Origin of the sequence: Pseudobacter ginsenosidimutans (genome assembly GCF_007970185.1) — a bacterium.
GTDB lineage: Bacteria > Bacteroidota > Bacteroidia > Chitinophagales > Chitinophagaceae > Pseudobacter > Pseudobacter ginsenosidimutans.
Genome location: NZ_CP042431.1, coordinates 1203687 through 1229425 on the forward strand (window position 1 = coordinate 1203687; position 25739 = coordinate 1229425).

At 43.7% G+C, this 25739-nt stretch carries 27 protein-coding genes; 4 read left to right on the plus strand and 23 right to left on the minus strand.

Annotated features, from left to right (window positions below; translation table 11 throughout):
* Positions 1-3: 3 nt before the first annotated feature.
* From FSB84_RS04795 to FSB84_RS04860, 14 genes are all read right to left on the minus strand, one after another.
* On the minus strand, positions 4-732 hold the full coding sequence (locus FSB84_RS04795; RefSeq protein WP_225979977.1) for a CatB-related O-acetyltransferase: 729 nt from the start codon (positions 730-732) through the stop codon (positions 4-6).
* A complete protein-coding gene (locus FSB84_RS04800) occupies positions 729-1667 on the minus strand; it encodes a hypothetical protein (protein ID WP_130542645.1) in 939 nt (312 codons plus the stop codon). Before FSB84_RS04800 ends, FSB84_RS04795 begins: the two co-directional genes overlap by 4 nt.
* A gap of 509 nt (positions 1668-2176) precedes the next feature.
* Positions 2177-2872, minus strand: a complete 696-nt coding sequence (locus FSB84_RS04805) for an acylneuraminate cytidylyltransferase family protein (protein WP_130542644.1) — start codon at positions 2870-2872, stop codon at positions 2177-2179.
* Between the two features lie 2 nt (positions 2873-2874).
* Positions 2875-4353 carry an aminotransferase class I/II-fold pyridoxal phosphate-dependent enzyme gene (locus FSB84_RS04810; RefSeq protein ID WP_130542643.1) on the minus strand — a complete coding sequence of 493 codons (1479 nt, stop codon included), beginning with the start codon at positions 4351-4353 and terminating at the stop codon, positions 2875-2877.
* Positions 4337-5203 (minus strand): sugar phosphate isomerase/epimerase family protein, encoded by an 867-nt coding sequence (locus FSB84_RS04815; protein ID WP_130542642.1) that lies wholly within the window; start codon positions 5201-5203, stop codon positions 4337-4339. Before FSB84_RS04815 ends, FSB84_RS04810 begins: the two co-directional genes overlap by 17 nt.
* Entirely contained in the window at positions 5196-5636 is a 441-nt protein-coding gene (locus FSB84_RS04820; protein ID WP_130542641.1) for a GNAT family N-acetyltransferase, read from the minus strand. Before FSB84_RS04820 ends, FSB84_RS04815 begins: the two co-directional genes overlap by 8 nt.
* 4 nt (positions 5637-5640) lie before the next feature.
* On the minus strand, positions 5641-6654 hold the full coding sequence (neuB, locus tag FSB84_RS04825) for an N-acetylneuraminate synthase (protein WP_207234293.1): 1014 nt from the start codon (positions 6652-6654) through the stop codon (positions 5641-5643).
* 11 nt (positions 6655-6665) lie between these two features.
* A complete protein-coding gene (locus FSB84_RS04830) occupies positions 6666-7604 on the minus strand; it encodes a class I SAM-dependent methyltransferase (protein ID WP_130542639.1) in 939 nt (312 codons plus the stop codon).
* On the minus strand, positions 7580-8854 hold the full coding sequence (locus tag FSB84_RS04835; RefSeq protein WP_130542638.1) for an ABC transporter ATP-binding protein: 1275 nt from the start codon (positions 8852-8854) through the stop codon (positions 7580-7582). Before FSB84_RS04835 ends, FSB84_RS04830 begins: the two co-directional genes overlap by 25 nt.
* Before the next feature lie 73 nt (positions 8855-8927).
* A complete protein-coding gene (locus FSB84_RS04840) occupies positions 8928-9797 on the minus strand; it encodes an ABC transporter permease (protein WP_130542637.1) in 870 nt (289 codons plus the stop codon).
* A gap of 58 nt (positions 9798-9855) precedes the next feature.
* A complete protein-coding gene (locus tag FSB84_RS04845) occupies positions 9856-12162 on the minus strand; it encodes a GumC family protein (RefSeq protein ID WP_158643783.1) in 2307 nt (768 codons plus the stop codon).
* Positions 12163-12295: 133 nt separating this feature from the next.
* Positions 12296-13087, minus strand: a complete 792-nt coding sequence (locus tag FSB84_RS04850) for a polysaccharide biosynthesis/export family protein (RefSeq protein WP_130542635.1) — start codon at positions 13085-13087, stop codon at positions 12296-12298.
* 43 nt (positions 13088-13130) lie between these two features.
* The gene (locus FSB84_RS04855) at positions 13131-13643 is read right to left on the minus strand and encodes a UpxY family transcription antiterminator (protein WP_130542634.1); all 513 of its coding nucleotides are present in this window, start codon (positions 13641-13643) and stop codon (positions 13131-13133) included.
* Positions 13644-13662: 19 nt separating this feature from the next.
* A complete protein-coding gene (locus tag FSB84_RS04860; protein WP_130542633.1) occupies positions 13663-14235 on the minus strand; it encodes an acyltransferase in 573 nt (190 codons plus the stop codon).
* 533 nt (positions 14236-14768) lie between these two features.
* Here FSB84_RS04860 and FSB84_RS04865 point away from each other — a divergent pair.
* Together FSB84_RS04865 and FSB84_RS04870 are read left to right on the plus strand one after the other, a co-directional pair.
* On the plus strand, positions 14769-15950 hold the full coding sequence (locus FSB84_RS04865; RefSeq protein ID WP_130542632.1) for an acyltransferase family protein: 1182 nt from the start codon (positions 14769-14771) through the stop codon (positions 15948-15950).
* Positions 15951-15991: 41 nt separating this feature from the next.
* Positions 15992-17086, plus strand: a complete 1095-nt coding sequence (locus FSB84_RS04870) for a metallophosphoesterase (protein WP_130542631.1) — start codon at positions 15992-15994, stop codon at positions 17084-17086.
* On the opposite strand, the gene FSB84_RS04875 is transcribed toward FSB84_RS04870, so the two are convergent.
* From FSB84_RS04875 to FSB84_RS04895, 6 genes are all read right to left on the minus strand, one after another.
* Positions 17087-18538, minus strand: coding sequence for an RtcB family protein (locus FSB84_RS04875; RefSeq protein WP_130542630.1), 1452 nt, complete (start codon positions 18536-18538; stop codon positions 17087-17089). It abuts the gene before it with no gap.
* Positions 18539-18565: 27 nt separating this feature from the next.
* Positions 18566-18700: a hypothetical protein gene (locus tag FSB84_RS31370; RefSeq protein WP_262713791.1), complete on the minus strand. Its 135-nt coding sequence runs from the start codon at positions 18698-18700 to the stop codon at positions 18566-18568.
* Positions 18701-19716: 1016 nt separating this feature from the next.
* Positions 19717-20391, minus strand: a complete 675-nt coding sequence (locus FSB84_RS04880; RefSeq protein ID WP_130542629.1) for a response regulator transcription factor — start codon at positions 20389-20391, stop codon at positions 19717-19719.
* 22 nt (positions 20392-20413) lie between these two features.
* Positions 20414-21130 (minus strand): sensor histidine kinase, encoded by a 717-nt coding sequence (locus FSB84_RS04885; protein ID WP_225979978.1) that lies wholly within the window; start codon positions 21128-21130, stop codon positions 20414-20416.
* The gene (locus tag FSB84_RS04890) at positions 21130-21792 is read right to left on the minus strand and encodes a hypothetical protein (protein ID WP_130542627.1); all 663 of its coding nucleotides are present in this window, start codon (positions 21790-21792) and stop codon (positions 21130-21132) included. The genes FSB84_RS04885 and FSB84_RS04890 overlap by 1 nt, the downstream gene beginning before the upstream one ends.
* Positions 21793-21848: 56 nt before the next feature.
* Positions 21849-22358 (minus strand): hypothetical protein, encoded by a 510-nt coding sequence (locus FSB84_RS04895; protein WP_130542626.1) that lies wholly within the window; start codon positions 22356-22358, stop codon positions 21849-21851.
* Positions 22359-22548: 190 nt separating this feature from the next.
* Between FSB84_RS04895 and FSB84_RS04900 the strand changes: the two genes are divergently transcribed.
* A complete protein-coding gene (locus tag FSB84_RS04900; protein ID WP_130542625.1) occupies positions 22549-22815 on the plus strand; it encodes a hypothetical protein in 267 nt (88 codons plus the stop codon).
* 17 nt (positions 22816-22832) lie between these two features.
* Here the strand turns inward: FSB84_RS04900 and FSB84_RS04905 are convergent, their stop codons facing one another.
* Genes FSB84_RS04905 through FSB84_RS04915 form a run of 3 tightly spaced genes read right to left on the minus strand, consistent with a single transcriptional unit; the run spans position 22833 to position 25226 of the window.
* Positions 22833-23909: a PA0069 family radical SAM protein gene (locus FSB84_RS04905; protein WP_130542624.1), complete on the minus strand. Its 1077-nt coding sequence runs from the start codon at positions 23907-23909 to the stop codon at positions 22833-22835.
* 20 nt (positions 23910-23929) lie between these two features.
* The gene (locus FSB84_RS04910) at positions 23930-24565 is read right to left on the minus strand and encodes a 2'-5' RNA ligase family protein (RefSeq protein WP_130542623.1); all 636 of its coding nucleotides are present in this window, start codon (positions 24563-24565) and stop codon (positions 23930-23932) included.
* A gap of 37 nt (positions 24566-24602) precedes the next feature.
* Positions 24603-25226 carry a 2'-5' RNA ligase family protein gene (locus FSB84_RS04915; RefSeq protein ID WP_130542622.1) on the minus strand — a complete coding sequence of 208 codons (624 nt, stop codon included), beginning with the start codon at positions 25224-25226 and terminating at the stop codon, positions 24603-24605.
* Between the two features lie 72 nt (positions 25227-25298).
* Between FSB84_RS04915 and FSB84_RS04920 the strand changes: the two genes are divergently transcribed.
* Positions 25299-25733, plus strand: a complete 435-nt coding sequence (locus FSB84_RS04920) for a LexA family protein (protein ID WP_130542621.1) — start codon at positions 25299-25301, stop codon at positions 25731-25733.
* Positions 25734-25739 lie beyond the last annotated feature (6 nt).

A 25739-nucleotide genomic window follows, 5' to 3' on the forward strand; every position in this document is an offset into this window, starting at 1 on the left:
GCCTCACTTGATGTTATTGAACGATTCGAGTGTCAGGCTGTTATGAAACAGATCATAATTGGCAAGAATTTTTTCTTCAGGCCAGTCCCACCATCTTAACTGCTGTAATCGTTCTATTATTTCCTCTGAGAAACGGTAACCAATTATTTTTGCCGGTGTTCCTCCCACTATGGCATACGGTGGAACATCCGAAGAAACTACGCTGTTTGCCGCAATCACTGCTCCATTACCAATCGTTACTCCGGTAAGAATTACACACTGAGTAGCAATCCAAACATCATTACCAATTGAAACCGGCCCCTTTGAAACAACATCAATACCATACGGTTCTCTAAAAACCCGGTGCCTGATAAAATAAGTAGTAATGCTTCTCAGATTATGATTATGCTCCTGAATGGCAGTTCCTCTGGCAATAGAACAGAAATTTCCAATAACGATGGGATGTTCAATGCAGTAGAATTCAGTACCCGGCCCATTAATGGTAGTATTCCTTCCAACAGTAATGTTGCCATTCATTAAGACCTTGTTGATAATGCATTGGGGGCCGATGGATATCTTTCCCTGCAGTTCACTGAATTGAACGGTAGCACTTGATTCAACCAGGTCAGGATACTTGATAACAGAGTCGATGATATTTTTCCGCTGACTGTTCTTCACGCCGGATACCCTCCTGACTTCCACGCCTGAGATACGTAAAATATTCTTGATTGTCCCCTTGATGCGTTTCCTCATGAAACTAATAAATTCAATTGGTGACGAATGGATTCCCTGTCAGTCAGAATAGAATCAAAATCTGCATTGCCTCTTTCGAAGGATTTGGTAAATGCATTTTTCATATCTTCTTCCCTTTCAACATAATCGAATACTCCATTCCCGATATAATGACGAAATGCCAGGAAACCTTCTTGTCCATAAATGATATTCCTTATCCCAAAAGCCTGCGCTTCCAAGGCTGTTCCTGAATACGAGGTGATATTAAATTGCACCTTTTGAAAAAGGTCATAAAGCGAAAGTGTATTCGCCTCTTCCATCTCGATCTTTTCAGGGTATTGGTGTTTGAATTCCTGCAGTTTTTCTTTATCCTGAGGATATCGCGGGTGTAGCCTAAAATACCATTTATAGCTATTGCTGTTGCTGATGAACTTTTCTAAAAAGCCGGGAATCCACATTCCCTGCAGTGTTACCAGAACATTGATCTTTTCATTATGTATGGAAGAAGAGTCGACTTTTTTTTGCTGCGCCAGGAATATATTTCCGCCTCTGATAATACCAGGCTTAAATGACTGCCCCGTAAAATTCTGCTCAATTCTATTGGCGTCCGAGTTGCGCCAAAGCCAGAAGGTTGAAGGGAAGTTATTTCGGTATTGGTCTATGTCCGGCCATGGAGCATAAGCAAAATGATCGTCGTATTGCGCACTGTGTTGATACTCTGTAATTCCAATATCCAAAGTATTGGCAGCTCTGATCAGGGCCATGATCTTATTATCATAGTAGCAATAGGTCCAGATATGCCTGGGTTTTGTAATCTTCAGTAGACGAAGAAATGTGTTGTACTGGACCTCTTGTTCTATCTGATTTTCATAAATAAGCCGACCTGCCCTGTTAGCATCGGCAATATTCCTTTTTGCCAGCCAGTCTCTGACGGTTTTGGCATTTTGGAATGCCATCCTGTTTTGTCCGCTATTGAAAAAGTTCTTGCACTTAAACCAGATTTTCTCGAAATAATATAAATGGCCATATAATGTATTCAGCGGATTATCATCAACAGGTTTCCCAGACATACTGACCCAGCATATTTCATTGCCGATAACGAGGCCATTCAATTCAAACTGGCAGGGATGTACATAAATATTTCCATGGCTTCCAACATGCTCCCAAAAGCCAGTCAACAGCACTTTTTTATTCAGTCTGTTTTTGTATTTCAAGCTCAGGAAAGGCAAGAGAGCAGCTCTGTAAACCAGTCTGAGTGTATCCTTAAAGGAAAATCCGTAATGTTTGTATTGCAGCGATATTCCCGTATCCTTTTTTTCTTTTTCGTTAACTGAAACATGAAAAAGATAGAGTACATGTATACGGATTATAGGCCATGGATGATTATTCCAAATCCTTTTCAACTGTGTGGAAATGCCTGAATACATTTCCTGCATTAGTTCCAGTCCTGCCTTTTTCTGTCCGGTCATATTTGGGGGATGTTCCTTCGGGACATCATCAGTTCTGCAAAGTCCCAATCAAGTGGAGTGTCAATATCCAGGGAATCTTCATGCTTCATGATATACTTTTTTACTTTTCTGAATTGCAGGTGAGAACGTTCTTGCAATGCAGCCGCATTGATCACATATACAGCCCCGTTATATTCCCATACTTTCGGACATTCCTGCCTGGAAGAAAATTTTCCTTCTTTCGATTTGCGCAGAAATCCATCATTATCTTCTTCGAATAACACAAAATAGGGATTACTGGAGGTTTCGGTCACCGACACGATCATTTCTACCTCCTGGTTGTATAAGCTGATAGCCTCGCGGATATGATCGCCTGTTCGGAAAGGGGAAGTGGCCTGCAACAACACTACTATATCGTATTCCTTTCCCTTTTGTTTGTAATGTTCCAATGCATGCAACAGCACATCATAGGTGGAACTGGTATCGGTAGCCAGGTTCTCCGGTCTTACAAACGGAACTTCCAATCCTTGTGAATGTACAACCTGTATGATCTCAGATGAATCTGTGGAAATACAGATATCTTCATCAGCAAAAACTTCCCTTGCGGCTTCAATTGTATATTGGATCAGGGGTTTACCTGCCAAAGGCTTGATATTCTTGCCCGGAACACCTTTGCTTCCACCACGGGCGGGTATTATGGCTAATGTTTTCACAATTAAGTCAATTCAATATTGATAGCCTTTACTGCAAAAGCCATTTCAACAGATTTGATAACGCTTGACATTTCTTCATCAGTAAGATCAACGTACGAAGGCAGGCTCAGGGCGTTTTCCGAAACATATTTACTATTAGGGAATTCCCGACCTCTGATAAATTCTTCCTTTGCGTATACCGGCATCTCATGCAAGGGATAAAAGGCTGGCCTGCCTTCAATACCATTTTTGGAAAGTCTTTCAATCATCTCATTTCTGGTAACACCAAAACCAGGATTTACAATCATAGTATATAACCAGTAACTGTTGATGGTTTCACTTTTTTCGCCATGCAATTGAAGCCCTTCGAAATGAGAGAAAGCTTTATTATAAGTTTTGGCAATATTCCGTTTTAATTGCAGAATCTCTTCAATCCTTTCCATTTGGGCCACACCGATTGCGGCCTGCAGGTTAGTCATCCTATAATTGTATCCTACATGATCATGCCAGTATCTTTTCGTTTTTGACATGCCATGATCCCGTAAAACACTAGCTCTTTCATAAGTTTCTTTATCCTTGAATATCAGCATTCCTCCCTCGCCGGTGGTTATGGTTTTGTTTCCGAAAAAACTAAAAGCACCAACAGCCCCAAAAACACCGGAGGCCTGTTTCCTGTAAAAGCTACCCAGCGATTCGGCACAGTCTTCAACAATTTGGATATTATTGATAGCAGCCAACTTTGTCAGTGCATCCATATCACACACATGACCGTAAATGTGAACGGGCATTATAGCTTTCGTTTTATCTGTGATTGCAGTTTTGACAGAATCGATATCGATGGTCCAGGAAGTACGATCAATATCCACCAGAACAGGCGTAGCGCCTGTATACAAAATTGCATTAATGGAAGCTGCGAATGTATAATCAGGTACAATTACTTCGTCTCCCGGTCCAATCCCCAAACTTGCCAGCGCCAGGTGGAGGGCTGTGGTACCGTTACTACAAGCCAATGCGTAAGGCACACCACAGTATTCTGCAAACATTTTTTCAAACTGCTTTACATAGCTACCCTGAGAAGATATCCATCCTGTTTGCACGCAATCTGTTACATATTTTACTTCGTTGCCGCTAAGGGATGGTTGCATGATCGGAATCCTTCTCGTTCTGGATCTGCTGGCAAAATCAATCAGTTTACCGGCTTCATCAATAAGAGGTATATGTCTGATCTTATCATTCAGTGCGCTGTTGATAAGCTCTGCGGGAGTACCTAATGGTAGAGCATTGAAATTCATATTCATTACCAGTTTTACCGGTGTATCAACAGTATTGGACTTAAGTAGAGCCCGCCTGATATCACCATCGGTTAAGATCCCGGTTAGCTTTCCCTGTTCATCCACGATAAAACAGATACCCTGGGCATTGGAATCGATGACTTTGAGTGCATCGAAAAGAGTTGCCTCTTCGTTAAGCAGAAAAGACTGGATATTAATATTCATGCACATCGGTTAAAAAATTCTCTAATAGGTTTTGTTGTTGAAGAACCTCTTCTATGGTCAAAGATTTCACTTCAATGACCTGTGTAATGTGGCTGTATTCTTTTAGAAGAGGGCCGCACCAATATTCCAGGGTGAGGGGCTGGTTGTTATCAATCTTTCCCTCATTGTCACTGTGATGGATAGCTTTTATATATGGTCCGGCTTTCCCGAAATCATTAACGAAATTGAAACCAAGCGTATTGCCTGATACTTTCAAGTGAGCAGTATCCAGTAAAATCCCAAGACGCGGATGATTCACCTCGTTCATTAACCGGATCATTTCGTCAGCATCACAACAAAATAATGGATTTTCCTTCCTGATGGTAAGGTTAAATTCAGCAAGCACGTTATTCTCGATGAGGAAATCAACTTCCAACTCATCAGCGGTTTGCAGAATACTCCTGACAGATTCAGCAAAAATTCCCCAATGCATATTTCTATCGAAAACCTGGTTTATGTCGAGTTGTTTTCCCAGTTGCGTGGGTTGGGGGTCAATACAAAAACCTGCATGTGCTGCGTAAAAAGCAGATCCGGCCTGCCGGGCCAGCATCAAACCATTTCTGCACATATCCAGCGATCGCAACCTTATATTTTCATCGCTACTCGCGAGATTCAACACAAATGGAGTATCAGGAGCCGGAAAATAATTATGCGGGAGTCTTTTGACAGGAGCATTGATAAAGATCTCACCCATGCCGGGATTGTACGGCAGCCCTGAACTGAACTCAAGGTTCAGACCATATTGCAATGCCGTTTCAATGACCTTTTCGATGTCAATTCCGGCAAAAGCAACGGTACTGATGAAAATATTATTCACGGTCAAGTATTAATTGCATCAGATAAACCTGTTCGTTCAGTTCTCTGGCAATGGTGAATCCATAAGTCTGGTACAACGGGATTGCGGCGCTGTTACTTTTATCTACGCTAAGGAAGATCTCACTCCAACTATTTTGTCTGGCCTTACCGATGAGCTGGTCCATCATTTTTCTCCCCAATCCTTTCTCGGTGTACCCTTCAGCAACTGCAATACCCAGCCAGATTTTCTCATTTTCCCGGTCAAGGTGCCCATATGCCACTGGTTGTTCATCAGACATCAGTAATAAAGTGCAAAGATGCTGTCCAACTACTGTCAGGGGCCGTTTACTATAGTAACGAAAAGTCAGAAGCGACTTACCTGCAGAATTCAAAAAGTCCTGTAACAAACCCAGGTGCCTGGTATCATCTCCCGAAAGTTCAAGTACTTCAAGCATTCTATTACCAATTGATCGTGTCTGTTTGAAGCGGTTCGTCTTTCTTCAACGCTTTACATAATTTTTTGCCGATCACACTGTCCAGGTAATTTGGAGACAATCCATTAGCCGGCCTTTTGAATCCAATGTATTGCTCTTCCAATACCTCGCCTGCATTCATATCTTTCAGCACCACCAGACTTCTCTTCATGCCGTACATATTCTTTCTTTCGGCTTCTGTAGGTTTTTTGATTCCATCGCCCAACGACATTTCCACGGCGCGTATGCCTTTCACCAAGTCGGCAAACTCCAATGGATCAAGTGAACTTGAATGATCAGGCCCATCCATTTTTTTGTCAAGAGTAAAATGTTTTTCGATCACTCCGGCGCCCAGCGCCACAGCGGCATAGCAAGCATAGTTCTCCGGTACATGATCGGAATAGCCTACATCTGCTTTACAAGCTTCCCGAATGCTCAACATCGCCTTTATGTTGGCATCTTCCATTTTTGAAGGATAATTGGTAGTACACTGGAGTACACATAGATTATTGTTTCCTTCTTCACGGATGGCCTGCACGGCGTCGAATACATCAGATAATGTTCCCATACCGGTAGAGAGATAGATCTTCTTACCTGTTCTGGCCACATACCGGAGAAAAGGCAATTCGGTAAGTTGGCCAGATGCGATCTTATACATCGTTACATCCAGTTTTTCGAGGAAATCAACATCCGCTTTATTATAAGGGGTTGATAAAAAGTCAACATTTTCAGCCTTACAGGCTTTCAATAGTTCACGATAATCATCGAAGGACAATTCCAGTTTTTTCAGCATGGAGAACTGGGACTCACCCGGATCAGTAACCGCCAGCTGATAACTTGCCTTGGGAGAATTCTGAGTTACGATCTGCTCCGCTTTGAATGTCTGGAATTTTACACAATCGGCTCCTGCCTTCTTCGCCTCCTGAATTGATTGTAAAGCGAGATCCAGGTTCCCATTATGGTTTACACCTATTTCTGCTATTATATATGTTCTGGACATGACCATTGATTTTACCTGCTTCCGGATGCAGACTTTTTGATATTACGCATCCTGTAGATTAAATTCTTCCTATAGCTTCCTATCTTCTCTGTTACAAGCCCTTTCAGGATAGTATAATATTGTTTATAATAACCAGCTTTTGTGTGCCTGACAGCAGTTTTTCCAGTTGCTCTTTTGGCAATCAGGTACAATTCCCCCTTTTGGTTATCCTGCAATACTTCTATCTGCAAACCAGATTGCTCCATTAATTCACTGATAGTATCCTTATTGAAATAATAAGTATGTACAGTTCTGAAATAATATGAGGTGAGCGGTAACACCGGGTGATAAGCATCCGGCACAGCGAGATATAAGATACCGCGATCTGAAAGTACTTTTGCGATTTTTTTCAATGCATCAACCGGCTGCAACAAATGCTCCGCTACATGCCTCATGATGACAAGATCAAATTTCTGCTCAAAAGGATGGGTCCAGTCAGTATCAACACTGTTCGAAATCACCTGGATACCTTGTTCCTGCAAATAATCCACGCAGACTTTGGAAGGTTCTATAGCAGAATAACCCGCCTGCTGGTATACATTCTTTTTCAGGTACAACAGTGATTCCCCGAATCCAACACCAATATCCAACACATGTCCGGGAGAAACGCGAAGTGAATGGTGACGGTTGATACGATCTACTATCAACTTGATATTCGCAAATTCATTTTCCTTTACGCCAGGTACGCGGGGATAATATTTTTCATATTCATGTATGTAAAAATGCTTATACCTCTCACTTGTCCATCGTGGGTTCAAATACATCAGACCACAGTTCTTACAAATGGAAACATAAGTAAGAATTCCAAACTGCCCCTTTTTAGTAACATTGATGGTGCTTTCGAGACCGCACAATGCGCAGCTTACTTTTTCGAAATTGTTGTCCATTACAAAACTGGTTCTAGTTGCCAATGTAAAGGAATATTAATGTAGCCTGGACGGTTTGCCCTGAACTTATTCAATTCTACCAATTCAAAAAACAATGCGTCAAGCTCATGATAGGGATTCCGGTTGTCTTGATTTACACAACCAAGACTAACAGAATACTGTCCGGGAGTTAGTAAAGGATTGGGAATCTGCAGCCTTACTTTATAATTACCCGGACTAACCTTGATATAACTTCCGTAACTATCGGTGAGGTCAGAAAAAAATACAATCTCGTCGTGACTATTCTTTATATAGAAAGAGAGGTGCAGGTTTTTGATCTCAATATTTACATTATAATGGATCATGAGGTCTACGTTATCACTGGAGGATACTGACTGTTCAATAGGAATGTTACTTGCCCGGTTTACCAGAAACGCCTTCACAATTTGAACATCAGCATGATCTTTTAGTACAAACTCTGCGTAGCTCTTCTTTTGCGACAGTTCATTACTCAGATAGCGTTGCACCACATCCTGCACATTACCTTGGTGGAACAGAGTACCATTGGACAGGATGATACCAGAATTGCATAGCCTGTTAATGGCATTCATGTTATGACTTACGAAGAGGACAGTTCTCCCTTCATTCTGATTCACATTCTGCATTTTGCCCATACATTTTTTCTGAAATTCTGCATCGCCAACAGCAAGTACTTCATCTACTATGAGAATCTCGCTTTCCAGGTGGGCAGCAACTGCAAAAGCAAGTCGTACGTACATTCCGCTGCTATACCTTTTTACCGGGGTATCAATATATCTTTCTACACCAGCAAATGCCACAATCTCATCAAATTTGGCAGCTATTTCCTTTTTTCGCATTCCTAAAATAGCGCCATTCAGATATACATTTTCGCGGCCAGTCAACTCAGGATGAAAGCCTGTTCCCACTTCCAGCAAACTGGCGATCCGGCCTTTCGCTCTGATACGCCCCTGTGTTGGAGCAGTAACCCTCGATAATATCTTCAAAAGTGTGCTTTTCCCGGCTCCATTCCTTCCGATTATTCCCACTGCATCTCCACGTTGAATATTGAAACTGATATCCCGTAAACTCCAAACATAATCGCTTTCACCTTTCACACTCCGATCGTTGGTTTCACCAATTTTCAAATAAGGATCTTCATTCCCGCGAACCTTATGCCACCAGCGGTTAACATCGTGAGCAAAAGAGCCCGTACCAATCTTTCCCAGCCGGTATTGTTTGGATAAATGCTGTACCTCTATAGCAATATCACTCATTATTTGATTTTTTCCTCGTGTAAATAATACATTTCATCATTGACCTGAAGGAGTTCAGAGACATCCCGGACCTTTAAACTGTATCCATAAAGTTTTTCTCAACTTTATTGAAGATAAGTGTTCCGGTTACCAACACAACCAGCATAAACGCAAAGCTATATCCAAGACTGTTAAGATCGAAAGTTCCTTTTCCGAATAAGGAATACCGGAAAGTTTCGACCAGGGGAGTAATAGGATTTAATGATATCAACATTTTGTAGCTTTTACCTTCCAGATATGATAAGGGATATGCAATCGGCGTTGCGTACATGCCAAGCTGAACAGCAAAAGTCAGTAATACAGCAAAGTCCCGGTATTTGGTTGTTAATGAAGAAATGATAATCCCCAGTCCGAGACCAATCCCCGCCATCATAAGGAGTAATACAGGGATAAGCAACCAGTAGAAACTTAAATAGATTGGATATCCTTTAAATGCGTAGAAGATCATGGTGGCCAGTAGCAACAGAAACTGGATACCGAACCGAATGATATTGGAAAGAACTACAGAAAGTGGTAGAACAAGTCGCGGGAAATATACTTTACCAAAGATTCCTGCATTAGCAACAAAAGTATTGGCAGTATTGGTCAAACAGGCCGCAAAATAGTTCCAGATAATGATCCCACTCATGTAGAACAAAACCTTTGGTTCTATCCCATCTGTAGATATCCTCGCAATACGGGAGAAGATCAGTAAGAACATAGCGGTGGTCAGGATGGGCTGAATCAGATGCCATACCGGGCCCAGAATTGTTTGTTTGAACTGCGCTACGAAATCACGACGTACAAATGATAGCAGCAGATCACGATAGCGCCATACTTCTCCGAGATTTAACTTTAACAGGCGGGATTTAGGCTCAATTACTATATCCCAACGATCCTCTGTCAGTTCCTGAGTAGTTTTCATATTGTCCTTTGAGCCTTATTGGCAATAGTATAATAATAGAATAATGGGAGCCTGTCAACTATTTCTTTTTGCTGAACATTCGCTTCAATTTACCCCAGTATTCCGAATTATGATCTTCATAATAACCGTTATGGGCTCCATAACCATAACCATAACCGTAGCCATATCGACCGCCACCATAACCGTAATAACTTTTTGCGCCCTTAGATATCACGTCATTTATCACCAGACCGATATTGGGCAAACTTTTCTTTATATAAAGTTCCTGAATGAACTGCAATTGCTTTTTATGAGTATAGCGTTGTCTAACCAGGTATAAGGTAGCATCTGCATATTGACCTAACGACATAGAATCACTTACGAGACCCACCGGTGCAGTGTCAATAACAACAACATCAAAATTCTCGTGCAGCCAGTTGAAAAGCTCACTCATTTTTTCTGACAATAGAATTTCAGATGGATTGGGAGGAATGGGCCCTGAAGGAATTACATATAGATTTTCAATCGAAGGTACGGCCTGAGGCAATTGTGCGAGATTAGAGCTGCCAATCAGATAATTGGTAAGTCCCTGACCTTTGGGTAACCCTAACCCTTCAACGATTTTAGGTTTTCTGAGGTCAAACTCGAGAATCACGGTTTTTTTACCCGATAAAGCCATTGCCGCGCCTAAATTTATAGAAATAAAGGATTTACCCTCTCCACTAAAAGAAGACGTTACCAGAATAGTATTTTGTTTGGGCCTGTCCAGGAATAAAAACCTCAGATTACTTCTCAATATGCGAATCTGCTCAGCCACAACGGTTCTTGAGTTTCCTGGAAACAACAACACATTCTTTTCATTGCTATGGCCAACTTCAGCCACAATTGGAACATCAGTGATTTTAGTAATATCAGAACGGGTTGTGACTTTATCATTAAGAAGCTCAATGGAATAAATAATGACCACAGGAATCATTAGCCCTATAAGCAAAGCAATCAGGTAAATTCGAACTGAATTGGGGCTTACCAGTGCGCCGGAGTTCAAAGCCTCATCAATAACCCTTGAATCGGGAATTACGGATGCCTGCGCTATGCCCGATTCTTCTTTCTTCTGTAAGAGGTATAGGTACAGGTTTTGTTTTATCTCCTGTTGCCTGGCTTTCTCCCTGCTTTCCCTTTCCTTTTCAGGAATTGAAGCCAATTGGCTCTGGTAGTCTTTGTTCTGGGATTGCATAGCAGTAATTGCATTCCTGTAAACGGTTTTAATATTGACCAGGTTCCTTAAGAGTTTTTGTCTTGCATCATCGATATTTCGGTCTATAGCTTTAATGACCGGACTGTTGATCGTAGCCCCGGTTTGCAACTCCGTACTACGGCTGACCAATAATTGGTTATAGTTAGAAGTGAGATCTGACAGTGTTTTATCTTCCAATCCAAGGGTAGAAGGCACCAGGCTCAGATTATGAGTAGAATCCCGTAAATAATTTTCCACCAGTTCTATAACCTGAAATTGTAATTCCTGTTGCTGAATGCCTTTGGTCATTTCATTCAGATTATTGAAATACACATTCGACTGGGTGGAGAGATCAATCACCTGCCGGTTTGTTTTGAACAGTTGCAGGTCTTTCTCAACGCTGTCAAGTTGTATTTCAACAAATCTCAAACGGTCGTCTATGAACGAAATGATTTTGCGATTTGTTTGATTCTTATCTTCAACTCCAGTTTCACTATATTCATTCATGAGCGTATTGATGATATCAGCACCAAGCCTGGGGTTCTCAGTAACATAAGTTAGTTTGAGAACATTCGACAGGTCTGCCGTTCCTGTAACTTCCAACCTCCCAAGTACAGACAATGCAGCCTGCTCAACAGGTTGCCATTTCACAATAAAATCCTGATATTCTTCCGAAGAATAACGACTTTCACGTTGTACCAGCATCACCTTACGTTCACCGACAGTAATGATCTCCCCAAAGTGATATTCCTTTTGATTTTCTCCCAGCCTGAAGACATCCTTACCCACTTTATGGACTTCAAGGGTCATGGAACGCGCGCTATCAAAAGGAGGAATCAATTGTAATTCGAATGGAGAATCCTTGTATATATTGGGCGTTTTTACATTCCCAACAACATAATAAGAACATTGCAGGTTGAGAGTTCTAACTACACGCATCATCATCGTTCTTGACTTCAGTATCTCCACTTCATTCTGTTTGTTGGTGCTTTCTTTGTATAACAAGAGATCAGAGAACATATCCTGGTTACCTCCGCGCCCACCATCACTCTTGATCAGCAGTGATGCAGAAACACTATATGTAGGGGAGTATACCGCAAATACAGCCAGCTGCAAAACAAGGAAATGGCCAGCACCAGAATAAACAGCCATAAGTAATGATAGCATTTGGTCAACAACTCTTTTATATTGAAGCTGGCAAAATCATTACTGCCGCGCTTTACAGGACCATCGTTTATTTGTTCGACTTTCATGAATATAGCGTAAGTATAAAAGAATTATTGTATTATCTGTTGCTGATATTGATGATTGTAGTGGTAATCAGGCCAAGGGTAGACAGAATCCCTAACCCAATTGAAATATTACGCAAAGTAACCTGGTCAGTAGCAGCCAGTTTCCTTTTTTGCATTTTCACGTACACTACATCATTTTGTTTTAGATAATAATAAGGTGAATCATAAAAGTTCCCGCTATTCAGGTTAATAAAGCCAGTCTGCAACATGCCTTCATTCTGACGAATCACTCTTACACTATCTCTTATTCCCCAAATGGTAAGATCTCCGGCCAGGCCAAGTGCGTCTAAAATACTTACTCGTTCATTCGGAATACTAATCGTTCCCGGCCTTGCAACCTCACCCAGGATTGTAATTCTATAATTTAATAGTCTCACAGTCACTATAGGAGAATCCACATGATAACGCAACTTCTCTGTAAGCTCTCTGGTTACCTCATTCTTGGTCATTCCCGCTATTTTTATTTTCCCAAGTAGCGGAAATGTGATCATGCTATCATTCTCTACCAGGTATCCCAAGGCGCCACCTCCCGGAGAAACTACAGGCATCGAAACTGGCTGATTCAGGATGGCAGCCATTTTTTCATTTGGGGTAGACACACCTACATAAAGGATATCACCGGGTTGGAATCTTTGTTCAAAATTTTGCGGAGCCAACCGACTCAGACTGTCATCTAAATCTCTGAAATATAAAGCCTGATTATATGATTTCCTCGAAGACCCACATGAAGTTCCAATGATCACAATACCCACAACTAACAAAAAAAGAACTAAGCGATGATGCATACTATGATTTTACGATTACTGAATTGGCTTTCCTATTCTAACTTCATTTCTTACTACGCTGCGCTTTGACGTGCTGTAATCTGGCCTTTAACTGATACCCCAGACTCTTGATGGTAACGATCACATAATTCTTTTTTACATTTTCAACCCTGGCACGCTCTCCCATAAATATTCCAGAGGGGATACTTATCTCTTGCCCTGGCTTTAATGTAACAGGGATCACTTCAATCTCCCTATAATTCTCCAGGAATAATTTGATCGTTTCAATTTCCTTATCCTTTACAATAGCGGGGTTCCCTAGCCAATATACAAAATTCATTACACCCGCTGTCATTCTCACAGGCACCTTTTCCTCTTCAGTTACCCTTACAAAAATGTACGATTTGAACAGAGGCTCTTCCACCACTTTCATCCTGTCACTCCATTTCCGATAAACCTTGTTCAGAGGGCAATAACTCTCAATACCTTTCTCCTGAAGAAGGCGATTCGCCTTTTTCTCCCAGCGGGGTTTGGTATATATTGCATACCATTTTCTTATTGCATCTGCAGCTTCCATTATCACCTGTAATACTATCTTAAACAAGCTTGTAAACCTCGTCGCCCGAAAGCGTATACTGTTGTCCGCTCTCAGGACAGACGGATAATCCCATTACATCAAAACTCAATTGGTGGCCGTATTCACTTACCCAGCCAGTTTGGCGGGCAGGATTCCCAACAACCAAAGCATATGACTTAACATCCCTGGTGACCACTGCTCCAGCGCCTATCAAAGCAAATTCACCAATGATATGCCCACAAATTATCGTAGCATTCGCTCCAATAGAAGCTCCTCTCTTAACCAACGTTTGTTGGTATTCATGTTTACGTATTATGGCGCTTCGTGGATTGATAACGTTAGTAAAAACCATGGATGGCCCAAGAAATACATCATCCTCACATATAACCCCTGTATATATGGATACATTGTTCTGCACCTTTACATTATTACCCAATACTACTCCTGGCCCTACCATTACATTCTGACCCAGGTTACAATTCTCTCCAATCACTGCACCTGACATAACATGCGAAAAATGCCAGATCCGGGTGCCCTTTCCAATAGTGGCCCCTGAATCAATAACAACTGTCTCGTGTGCAAAAAAATCCATGTTCAATTGAAAATTGCTACCCTTATCATTTGACCATATTACATAGCTTCGCCTTCTCAGTCACAATCCTATTTAGTAACTGATTGATTTATACCCGTTTCCGCAATCCTTCTTTAATCCAAACACAATGCGAAAAGGGTGCAAAAGAGTAGTATCACACTCTTTTACACCCTTCCAATATTATTTATAATTAAAAAAGTACTTAACGTGCTTCTTCAAAGGATTGTGTTTCATGATTAATGGCATATTGTAGGAAGTAATTTAAGTTTCCATTCCACACCCTGATTGCCTGGTACTTCCATACAAGGGCAATTCTATATGCTTGCTGCAAATATAGTGGATTTTTAATGTGTTTCCCCTCAAGAAAAAAAGCTAATCCATTATTTCTCAATTAAGAAAAATGTTTCCTCAGTCACAGAACCACCCATACTACAAAACATCTGCCAAGATTCTTAAAATGCAGATCTGATTTAGCCGGCCTATTCAATACTCTTGGTAAATCCCTATCTTTAATCCCCTGAAAATCTACTGTTTTGAACCAACGCTTCTATTCCCTCGACGTATTCCGTGGCGCCACTGTTGCGTTCATGATCCTTGTGAACAATCCAGGCAGCTGGAGCCATCTCTACGGTCCGCTTGCCCACGCTCCCTGGCATGGATGCACGCCCACTGATCTTGTATTTCCTTTTTTTCTATTTGCCGTAGGCAATGCCATGGCTTTCGTTTTGCCCCGGCTCCAGGCCGCGGGCACGCCGGTATTTCTAAAAAAAGTGATCAAAAGAAGTCTACTGATCTTCGCTATAGGATTGTTCCTCAACTGGAGCCCGTTTATCAAATGGAGCGACGGATCACTGGTCTTCAAACATTGGGCAGACCCCACTAATCCGGAAAGCGGGATCAGGATCCTCGGCGTACTTCAACGTATAGCGATCTGCTACCTTTGCGCTTCACTGATCGTTTACTTCCTGAAGCTTCGCGGAGCAATCATAATCAGCATTATTATTTTATTGTTATACTGGCTGCTCACCCTGTTCCTTGGAGCTACAGGAGACCCTTACAGTTTGAATGGGTATTTTGGTACCCAGATAGACAAAAACATTCTTGGCATTGCGCATATGTATAAGGGTGAGGGAGTGCCTTTCGATCCGGAAGGATTGACCAGCACTTTACCAGCCATTGTGCAGGTGATCTTCGGATTCCTGGTGGGGAATTATATCCAGCAAAAAGGTAAAACCTTTGAAATGCTGTCTGGCCTCTTCGTTTTTGGTTCCCTGCTTGTTTTCGGAGGCTTCGTGTGGGATATGACTTTCCCGATCAATAAAAAGATATGGACCAGCTCTTACGTGCTGTATACAACAGGGCTCGCAATCATGGTCCTTTCTGTGCTGATCTATGCTATCGAATTCAGAGGGGCCAAAGGAGCCTGGAGTAAATTCTTTGATGTATTCGGGAAGAATGCGCTTTTTGTTTTTGCCTTGAGCGGCTTCCTGCCCAAATTGCTTCCTTTATTCCGTTGGGTAGATCATGTGGACGAGAATGGCAAAAGCATTTACACCAGTGCGTTTCCATGGTTCTATGAACATGTTTGCAAGCCGGTAACATCGTTTACCGATAACCCAAAAAACGGTTCGTTGTTATACGCTCTATGTATGATCGCGTTCTACTGGCTGATCGTATACTGGATGGATAAGAAAAAGATATACATAAAAGTGTAGGACGGTTGAAGGAAAACCCCTGTCAATCGAAAAAAAGACCCATGAAAAAAATCCTGCAGTGGATATTCCGGAAACCAGTGATCTGGCTGGCGGAAAAAGTATCTTCCAGCCCAAACGAGGAAGATGTATTCTCCTCACTTACGAAGCTGAAGGAAGATATTCTGGAAGGGAAAACTTCCAAAGGAATAATCCTGCCTTTCGATCTGCATTCCGCACGTTTCATAATTTTTTCAGACCAGCACAAAGGAGGCAAGGACCTGGCCGATGACTTCCGGCTTGCCGAAGAGAACTACATGACAGCCCTTCAATACTACGATCAACAGGGCTTCACACTTATCAGTCTTGGCGATAGCGAAGAACTATGGGAAAATACGCCAAAGACCGTTATTGAAAAGAATCGCCTGAGTCTGCTGGAAGAAGCCAAATTCCTGCAGCATGACCGGTATTACCGGGTATTCGGGAACCACGACCTGGAATGGAGCTACGCCTTTCAGCAAAATCTTTTCCTCAAACCGATCTTTGGCGAAAAACTGAAAGTATTTGAAGGTATCATACTGCAATCAAAGTATAACGATAATGATTACCTGATAATGTTGACCCATGGACACCAGGGAGATAAGCGAAGTGATGGAAATCTCTTCAGCAAATGGATAGTTGCAGCTATCTGGACTCCCTTACAACGATTTCTGCATATCTCCATCAATACTACTGCCGACTCTTTCGACCTGGTGGACCAGCACAATGTGATCATGTACAAATGGAGTGAGATACAACGCAACCTTGCTTTGATCTCCGGTCATACGCATAAGCCTGTATTTGCCTCACTGGATCATATCGATCGCCTGACCAAGCAATTGGAAAACGCAACACTTTCCGGTGATGCAGAATTGGTCCAGGCTGTTTCTGAGCAACTGGAAAAAAGAAAACTGGAATATGCCGGTAAACGTTTAACGAAAACCATGGCACATCCCAGTTATTTCAATTGCGGTTGTTGTTGCTTTAACGATGGAGACATCACAGGCATTGAAATAGCAGACGGATTCATCCGGTTGATCAAATGGGATGTAACCCATGAAGGCTATCATCGTGTAGTGCTGGAAGAATCTCCGCTTACTTATATATTCGATCAGCTTTGATCATTCTCCGTCTCTTTTCATCCAGGGCTTGGGTGGCGTTCCATCCATCTTAACTATCTTCGGATAGAAAGTTCCCACGGTATCCACCAGGTGTTTCTGTGCCTTCATCACATCTTCGATATCCTTGTATGCATGTGGTGCTTCATCCAATCCTCCGCCTATCAGTTTAACGCCGTGCTTCGCCAGTATTTCGTTCAACGCATTTTGTGTGATGGAATTCAATGCAGCCGTACGGCTCATCTTCCTTCCTGCCCCGTGTGATGCAGAGGCCAGGGAGCTCACCTCACCTTTCCCTTTCACGATGAACCCAGGCGCAGTCATGGATCCGGGAATGATCCCCAACACATCCTTACCTGCAGGAGTAGCACCTTTCCGGTGAACGATCAATTCCTGTGGTCCGCCTTCAAGGCCATACACCATTTCCTTCCAGGCAAAATTGTGATGGTTCTCCACCATCGTGATGGGCTGTTGCCCCAGTTCCTTCGCCACTTTTGCGTGAATGGCGTGATGACATGCAGATGCATAGTCACCTGCAAGGTTCATTGCGAGCCAGTATTCGATCCCTTCTTCTTCATTCATATCCAGCCAGGCGAGGTTGGCTGCTTCTTTGGGAAGCAATCTTTTTTCCTTTGCCAGTTTGGTGTAATGCCCTGCAATGCTGGCTCCCATCCCTCTTGAGCCGGAATGGCTCAACAGTCCGAGATAAGTTCCTGTTTCGAGTTTCAGCACTTCATCTTTTTCATCGATTGTAACTATTCCGAACTCTACAAAGTGGTTACCGGAACCGGATGATCCCAGTTGCTTTGCTGCTTTGTTCTGCAACTGCTTCAGAATTGCGATCTCATCAAAAAGATGACTATCGAGTACTTCGTGATCAGCTGGTTTCGGGAATTGTTGTCCGCTTCCGAAAAGTGTGTTTTCATTCAGTATTGTTGTGAAATAATGTTCACGCTGTACTAGTGATTTTGGATCGATATCGAAAACTGAAAGGCACATCCTGCATCCGATATCCACTCCAACGCCATAGGGGATCACGGCATTGGATGTGGCAAGTACGCCTCCTATCGGTAATCCATAACCGGAATGTGCGTCTGGCATCAGCGCTCCGCTGACGGATACAGGCAGCCGGGCTGCCTGGTCCATCTGCAACAATGCCTGCTGCTCGATAGCGCCTGATCCGAAGATGTTCACAGGAACTCCTGTTTTGTTCAATTCGATAACATTTCCTGCGATGGCTTCTTTCGGTATCAGTTGCTGTGCAATCAATCCGAGCACGGCATCATTCTCGTATTCGACAGGCGCTTTCAATATTTTTTGTAACAGTTCCATTACTTCCTCCTTTGTGGAATATTTGAATTCCCTTTGCATGATGTTCATTGCGATGCTGATCACCGGACCTTCCGGGTAACCTATTTGTCTGAGGTCTTTACCTCTTAATTTCAACTTTGCCATTGTGTTTGTTTGATGAACCCGCACCTCTTAACGCAGGCTGAAAGCCGCAGGGTGCAAGGGTTCTTTGTGGTCATCAATTTCCACTTTTTTTCTTTTCTTTTTCCTGCTCTCGATCAGTGAGCTTATGAGCGACACAAGCAGGACGAATAATACGAGCTTCATGTTGGCCTCCTTTTCTTTTCGTCATTTTGTTTTGGTTCTTAAGGGCGGACCATGCTGAGTTGGGTTGGGCATCAAAAAAGCCCGGTCGGTATGGTCCGGCCGGGCTTTCGGTATCTTGTTCAGCGCTGTGCTGATCTTAGAATCCGTGGTCTCCCGACCCTTTTCGTTTGATAAACTTATTACTGCCATCAAAGCGTGAAACGGAATGCGTGTTACCCGCTGGGTACATACGTGTATCCTGCTGGCATTCAGCCAGGGCGAGGATCATTGTTCCGTAGTTGACATTGGCATCGATGGGCATAACTATCACAACTGTTTAGAATTCAGTGAAACAAAAAACCCCGCAGATGCTGCGGGGCTTATATTTTGAGGATCTTTTCGATCCGGCTATGCTGCAGCATAACAAGCCCGCGGATGGCGTCACTCGGATTGAGTGCAAACCACTTCACTGTTTCGATATGTTGCATCTTTTGGGACATGTTTTAACTTGTTTGTCGATGCAAAAGTGAAACTATTTTTTTAATAGTGCCAACTTTTTATCAGGAATTTTTTAAAAAATATTTTCCTGTGGTCAACCGAAGAGAGCTGAAATCCATACCAGATAAGCATTTCAAATGATTCAGAAGCAACGATAAAGAAATTTCGATGTATATCTCCGCAAAAACTATCTCGTTCACTATTGATGAGACGGGCAAGAAAGAAATGGAAAAATGGAATTCATTGTTTGTCAGCAAACATCGTACTGAACAAAAAATATTTTGGGGTTGGGCCACCATCTGCCGGTTTTGAATAGCCGGCGGATATAATTCCAGTATATAACGTATATGCAAAACCGAATCAATCAGCTACTGATTTTTTCTGATTGGATTACTCTGAGCCGGGGATTCAATCAAATAAAGTAAGGATTGTTCTGATGGGACAGGTTCCTCAGGCGCAGCAACTGATGGGTAGCCGGAGGCGGCCAAAGTATAAGTCACTCGCAGAGACGCGGTGGACCGGTTACTGCAAAATTGTTTTCAGATCCTTTCCGGTGTGTAGAGATTATTCTTGATAGCGTAAATGATGATCCCTGCCGTATTCTTCACTTCCATTTTTTCCAGGATCTTCATCCTTAGTCCTTCCACGGTACGAACGCTGAGGAAGATGCGTTCGCCGATCTGTTTGCTGGTGAGGCCATCGCAGATATGCCGGATGATTTCCAGTTCCCTGTCGTTGAACTCAGGTTTCACCTGCTGGCGATGCGGGTTGAACTTGCTCCTGGCCACCATTTCAGCCAGCTTATGGCTGGTATGGCGACAGTAATAGGGTTGCTGATCGTAAACAGATTTGATAGCGTCCACAATCTCGTTCTTATCTGCGTTTTTGAGGAGGTATCCTTTGGCGCCGGCTTCCAGCATATCGATGATGAGATCTTCTTCATCAAACATCGTGAGGGCGATGATGCCGATATGCGGGTAATGTTCTACGAGATGACGGGTAGCGGCTGCGCCATCCATGCGTGGCATCTTTACATCGCTGATCACAATATCGGGCTGAAGCTTTTTTACCTGGTCGATGAGTTCACGGCCATCCCCGGCTTCTCCTACCAGTTGTATGTCCTGCTGCTTTTGCAGCATGATGCGCATGCCATCGCGGAATATTTCATGGTCATCCGCGATCACTACTTTGATAGTGCCGTGTATTGTGCTCATAAAACAGAGGATTCGGTGGTGATCAAAGCGGGATCTCGAATGTGTACATCGTTCCCTTTCCAGGCTCAGACTGGCAGCTGAGTTCAGCTCCCATCACTTCTGCCCTGCTCTGCAAGTTACGAAGTCCAAGTCCTGGATTGTCTTTTATTTTCAAAAAATAATCGAATCCTTTTCCGTTATCGGCGGTCATGAGGAGGAGGCGATTCTCTTCGATCACCATTTTGATGATGAGGCAACTGGCCTGAGCATGTTTGATAGTATTGTGAACGATCTCCTGTATGATGCGGTAGATATTGATCTCCTTCTGCTGGTTCAGGTTCAGGCTTTGTTCGCAGATGAATTTCACCTGCAGGCCACTTGACTGGGTGGTCTGGTTGGATTGCTCCACAAATTCTGCAATGGCTTTCTGCAGTCCTTTACGCACGAGCGTATTCGGCATCAGGTTATTGGAGATCTCGCGCAGTTTGGTAATGATACTGTCTATATGCGTACTGGATTTCATGATGGTAAGTGCATCCAGGTCATTGGCTGCGTCGAGGCTGTTGATCTGCAGTTTCACGGCGGAGAGCAGCGGGCCCAGTTCATCATGCAGATCGGAAGCGATGCGGGTGCGTTCATTTTCCAGTGTATCGATCTCGGCCTGGATCTTTTCCTTATGCAAACGGAGGCTCCTTCGCTGGTAGCGAATGATAGTGATGATAAAATAGATGAGCACGGAGCCCACAACTCCAACCACCATCAAAAGGGCCTGATAAAGTTTTGCTTCCGGGGTATCCATACGATCGCTACAGCATACAAGAAGTTAACCAAAATATTTGAACACACATTGATGATCTGAAGATTTTGCCTGAACAGTTTGGTGGCAGACCTGAACACATTGAGGTTCACCATGCAAACCAAAATGAAAAAAGTGTAAAAGATAATGATGCCAAGGCAGATCCAGAACTTGGGATTGTGAAAAATATTTCGTCTGTCGTTCACCACTGCCTTATTGAAAGTATTCACGCTGAAGGCGATCAGGATAGCCGAATACAATACCCGGAAAGCGAAATTGGGTGTGAGGATATTCTGGATGATGAATGTGATGAATATCCAGGCGGCAAAGCCTGCAAGAAGGAAGGAAATGAACACGGTCCGGTTACCATTGAAGAGTCGCCAGTTATGGAACAACCAGGTGAACAGAACATAATCAAGAATGGAAAAAGTATTGATCACTACAGTAAAATGCCGGGGCTCTGCAGACAAAAAGAAAAGTCTTGCAGTGATCTCGATGATCAATACAAGGAAGATGCGATAAAGAAAGGGATAGTAAGACTTGTCGATTTTACGGAATCTTACTATCCCGATCAGTACAGCAAACACAATACTCAGGCTCAATACAAAACGTACTGTATCGTTCATCAGCTAAGGTGGAGAGGATTATAGATTGGTTTGCGGCCGGGGAGCTGCAACTATGATTAAGGATTTGGCGCGAAGCAGGGAGGATCGCACTGCCCGTATTCAGCACCACCTCTGCCTCCGGGAGGCGCTTTGGTAGCCACTGCCGAGCCATTGTCGATTAACAGGTCCTGTCCGTTTGCATCAACACCTACCAGGATCAGACGGAATTCATCCCTCGCACCGCTCTTGTCTTTGGCAGCGCCATAGTAAATGCGGATGCCAACACATTTGGGATCTTTCAGAATTTCCAGCAGGATCTTTTTATTGAAAGCTTCGCTATTGGGAATAAAGAGATTGGGCATGAGGCGCTTCAGGGTATCGCGGTCGATATTGAAATCTGCGCGGAATTCCTTGATCTCAGCTTCGGGAATAAAGTGATTTCTTTTGCCCAGTTCGGAAGAGTCTTTCGGATTAGGTATCCATACTCCCTCTTCTTTTGGGCCTCCTGTACAGGAGTTGAGAAGGAGTATTGCGGAAAAAATACCGATCAACGACATTACGCTGGCTTTTTTCGGGTTGATTGCCATAGAAAACGTGTTTATTGGTTAAATAGTGGCTTAAAGGTATTCGTAAAAGATTTTCTCCCAATAAGTATATCTACGGAATTTGATTTCACGCTCTACGCCCAATAAAGGGTATTTTAACGGTTGTTCTGAATGCAGGATTATAGGAAATTTGGGAGGTAACTTATCCACCGAAATCATTAAACAGCCTGTTATGCGCCACCATCCACCGGTTCCGGGCAGCGGAAAGCTTTCATCCGCCCTGCCGGCCGGAAAGAAGCCGGTAATTGTTTCACCGATACTCGGTGATTCTTTGGAAGCGATTGAACTGTATCACCGTGAAAAAGCGCAGGTACTGGAGAAAAGCCTGCAGCAACTGAACCTGCTGGAGAATGCAAAGGAGATTGCATTCATCTGCCGCGAGGTGATGGTAATCCGTGAGAAGATCTCAGCTATTCTGAAAAGGAAATTCAAAGCATAGTCAGGAGTTCCTTTCCCTTAAAACAACTTCATTTGTTCGCCGGGCCGGCGGAACTGTGAGCAATCCAGTTCCCATTTTTCTTCATTTAATCCAAAACGTTTGCACCAGGTTTTGAACTGAAGGTTGATCAGTTCAGCCAGTGGCCCTTCTCCGCGCATGCGCGTACCAAACCGACTATCGTTCACCTGCCCGTTATGTCCCTGCTCGATGAAATGCCAAACCTTATCGGCCCGGTCGGGATAGTTTTTATAGAGCCAGTCGTGAAACAATAATTTCACAGCGCCATTGAGCCGTACGAAAGTGTAGGCAGCAAAAACGGCCCCTTCCTCCGATGCTGCTTTCAGGATATTATGCATTTCCTGATCGTTCAGTCCCGGGATCATGGGGCCTAACATAACGCCCATGCGCACACCGGCATCTGTCAGTTCCCGGATCACGCGCATCCGCTGCCGCGCTGTGGTGGTCCTGGGTTCCATCTTTCGCCGCAGCTCCTCATCGAACGTGGTCACTGAAACCAATGCGGAAACAAGGTTTCTGGCAGCGAGCTGCTGCAGCACATCCTTATCGCGCAGGATGCCGGCATTCTTGGTAATGATGCCCACCGGCTGATTAAACTCCAGGCATATTTCCAGAATGCGCCGGGTCAATCGATATTTTTTTTCTGCTGGCTGATAACAATCGGTATTGCCACTAAGGGATACCGGAACACATTGCCAGCGTGGATTCATGAGGAATTTCCGGAACAACTCAGGTGCATTCTTCTTCACCATGATATTCCTCTCGAAATCCACACCGGCACTGTATCCCCAGTATTCAAAGGAGTTGCGGGCATAGCAGTAGATGCAGCCATGCTCGCATCCCTGGTAGGGGTTAATGCTGTACCACATGCCAACGTCAGGGCTATCTACTTTATTAACCACCCCTTTGGCTTTGTCTTCGAGGTAACGCGTTGCTACATCGGATTCGATCCATTCATCGATTCCCTCGATATGTTCCTTCACCCGTGAGTGTTGAAGAAAACGGTTACGCGTATTGATCTGCGCACCCCGGCCTTTGAGATAGGTATCGGGTTTTTGTTCTTCGTGGTTTTCCATGATGTGTTTCCTTTCTTCACTCAGGCGAAGAGCTCACCCTGCCTGGTATTCACAGGAAGGTTCCTGAACTCGAAACGCTCGGCGATCTGCCAGGCGCGGTCGCCCGTTCTCCTTTTCAACAATAACATGCCATCTGCCAGGAAGCGGCCGGTGAATTGCCTGTGGGAGTATTCCAGCCAGCCCTGTTCATATTGCCAGGGCTGCAACCTGCTGGCGATGGTGATGAAGGGCTCATCAATAAAATGAGGTTTACGGTCCTTATCATATTTCATCAACCTTTGCAATTGCCTGACTTCTTTCACCAGTCCCTGGATAGGCTGCCTGGTCACCACATTCACATAAATGGAATGGGTAGGGAATGCCCCGTAATTCTTCAGTTCCACCCGGAACGGATGATAGCCATTGCCTGCGATGCGCAGACGATGCAGGATCTTTTCTTCCATCATCTCCAACTGTGTGAACTTCGCGAGCAGGATATGAGGACGAACAAAATTCGTATATCCGCCAGGGTAAGTTTCATGAAAGGCTTTCTTCACTGCAAGGATCTTGTTTCTCAGCTCTTCATGAGGCGAAAGCACCAGTTGATATTCATTGGTGCGCAATCCGCTTTTGTAAAGCGCTCCATAATCAGGTAAGGTGTCAACAAGCTGTTTCATTTGCACGATTTTAAAAAGATAGAAATAAGGATAAGGCTCAGGACAATTCCTGATATAGTTCGTAAGTACCCGGTAAGAACCGGAATACGTTCACTGTTTTATTGGTTGCTTCATAAGGAGAGCTTTTCACCAGCAGGAGATCATTGGCGAGGAAAGAATGGTGAAATGATCTTCTAGAAAAATCCGGCATGGCCTTCTCATATACCGACTGCGGCAGATGGCCGGCAATGTCCAGGTAAGGCCGCATCATCATAATAGGCGGCGGGCAGGCGGAGGAACGGATATAATCTTCCACCGGACGAAGCTGCCTGATCAATTGCTGGATAGGCCATTGGTCCTGTATGCGCAGGTAAATGGTATGCGGAGGATGACCACTATAATTATTGAGTGTGATCACAAAGCTGCGGTGATTGCTGCAGATCCTTTGTATCCAGCGCATCAGGGTTTCTTCCATTCCATCCCTCACGGCAAATTTGGCGATGGTGATCTGATGACCTGCGCGTGCCTGCCCCTTCAGTCCATACTTCAATACCAGGTCCTGCTGCTCCATCCAAACCTGCTGGCGGACCACATTATCTGCCTGGATCACCAGGCTGTATTCCTGTAACCCTTCTGCCATCCAACCCTTGCCACCACTATGATTGACCGCTCCTGTGTGCATAAAAATACTTTTGTCTGATCATATATTTAGCATAAATTTACTAAATAATTTAGCACAGCCAAATTTAATTATATGCAGGACGAAATTTTTTATGATGCCGCTTATAAAGGTTCCAAAGATTACAATCAATGGAATGTGAAGACTGCCGATGCAACAGGCTTCGGAGCGGCCGCGGATGATTATATGGAGAGAGGGATCGATCTGAATGAACAGCTTATTCACAACAAGCCCGCCACCTTCTTTTTGCGCATGAGAGGCGACGCCATGACCAGTGCAGGGATCCATGACGGCGATGTGGTGATCGTGGACAAAAGCCTCAAGGCGCAGAGCGGGAAAGTTGTGATTGCAGTACTGAACGGAGAGATGCTGATCCGCAGACTGGAACGAACATTCAACAAAGTTCGGCTGCTGCCGGAGAACAGGCAGTTCGCCAGCACGGAGATCGATCCTTCCTGTGACACACTCGAGATCTGGGGCGTTGTCACCTATGTGATCCACCAATTATAAAGGCAT

Bases quoted from the DNA above. Each gene is read 5' to 3' on its own strand.
- FSB84_RS04800 (WP_130542645.1), bottom strand. From the start codon at position 1,667: ATGGCATTCCAAAATGCCAAAACCGTCAGAGACTGGCTGGCAAAAAGG.
- FSB84_RS04855 (WP_130542634.1), bottom strand. From the start codon at position 13,643: ATGGAAGCTGCAGATGCAATAAGAAAATGGTATGCAATATATACCAAA.
- FSB84_RS04810 (WP_130542643.1), bottom strand. From the start codon at position 4,353: ATGTGCATGAATATTAATATCCAGTCTTTTCTGCTTAACGAAGAGGCA.
- FSB84_RS04840 (WP_130542637.1), bottom strand. From the start codon at position 9,797: ATGAAAACTACTCAGGAACTGACAGAGGATCGTTGGGATATAGTAATT.
- FSB84_RS04905 (WP_130542624.1), bottom strand. From the start codon at position 23,909: ATGGAAAACCACGAAGAACAAAAACCCGATACCTATCTCAAAGGCCGG.
- FSB84_RS04890 (WP_130542627.1), bottom strand. From the start codon at position 21,792: ATGAACGATACAGTACGTTTTGTATTGAGCCTGAGTATTGTGTTTGCT.
- FSB84_RS04875 (WP_130542630.1), bottom strand. From the start codon at position 18,538: ATGGCAAAGTTGAAATTAAGAGGTAAAGACCTCAGACAAATAGGTTAC.
- FSB84_RS04845 (WP_158643783.1), bottom strand. From the start codon at position 12,162: ATGGCTGTTTATTCTGGTGCTGGCCATTTCCTTGTTTTGCAGCTGGCT.
- FSB84_RS04860 (WP_130542633.1), bottom strand. From the start codon at position 14,235: ATGGATTTTTTTGCACACGAGACAGTTGTTATTGATTCAGGGGCCACT.
- FSB84_RS04895 (WP_130542626.1), bottom strand. From the start codon at position 22,358: ATGGCAATCAACCCGAAAAAAGCCAGCGTAATGTCGTTGATCGGTATT.
- FSB84_RS04920 (WP_130542621.1), top strand. From the start codon at position 25,299: ATGCAGGACGAAATTTTTTATGATGCCGCTTATAAAGGTTCCAAAGAT.
- FSB84_RS04885 (WP_225979978.1), bottom strand. From the start codon at position 21,130: ATGGTGGTTGGAGTTGTGGGCTCCGTGCTCATCTATTTTATCATCACT.
- FSB84_RS04915 (WP_130542622.1), bottom strand. From the start codon at position 25,226: ATGCACACAGGAGCGGTCAATCATAGTGGTGGCAAGGGTTGGATGGCA.
- FSB84_RS04900 (WP_130542625.1), top strand. From the start codon at position 22,549: ATGCGCCACCATCCACCGGTTCCGGGCAGCGGAAAGCTTTCATCCGCC.
- FSB84_RS04850 (WP_130542635.1), bottom strand. From the start codon at position 13,087: ATGCATCATCGCTTAGTTCTTTTTTTGTTAGTTGTGGGTATTGTGATC.
- neuB (WP_207234293.1), bottom strand. From the start codon at position 6,654: ATGTCCAGAACATATATAATAGCAGAAATAGGTGTAAACCATAATGGG.
- FSB84_RS04910 (WP_130542623.1), bottom strand. From the start codon at position 24,565: ATGAAACAGCTTGTTGACACCTTACCTGATTATGGAGCGCTTTACAAA.
- FSB84_RS04870 (WP_130542631.1), top strand. From the start codon at position 15,992: ATGAAAAAAATCCTGCAGTGGATATTCCGGAAACCAGTGATCTGGCTG.
- FSB84_RS31370 (WP_262713791.1), bottom strand. From the start codon at position 18,700: ATGAAGCTCGTATTATTCGTCCTGCTTGTGTCGCTCATAAGCTCACTG.
- FSB84_RS04795 (WP_225979977.1), bottom strand. From the start codon at position 732: ATGAGGAAACGCATCAAGGGGACAATCAAGAATATTTTACGTATCTCA.
- FSB84_RS04820 (WP_130542641.1), bottom strand. From the start codon at position 5,636: ATGCTTGAAGTACTTGAACTTTCGGGAGATGATACCAGGCACCTGGGT.
- FSB84_RS04835 (WP_130542638.1), bottom strand. From the start codon at position 8,854: ATGAGTGATATTGCTATAGAGGTACAGCATTTATCCAAACAATACCGG.
- FSB84_RS04880 (WP_130542629.1), bottom strand. From the start codon at position 20,391: ATGAGCACAATACACGGCACTATCAAAGTAGTGATCGCGGATGACCAT.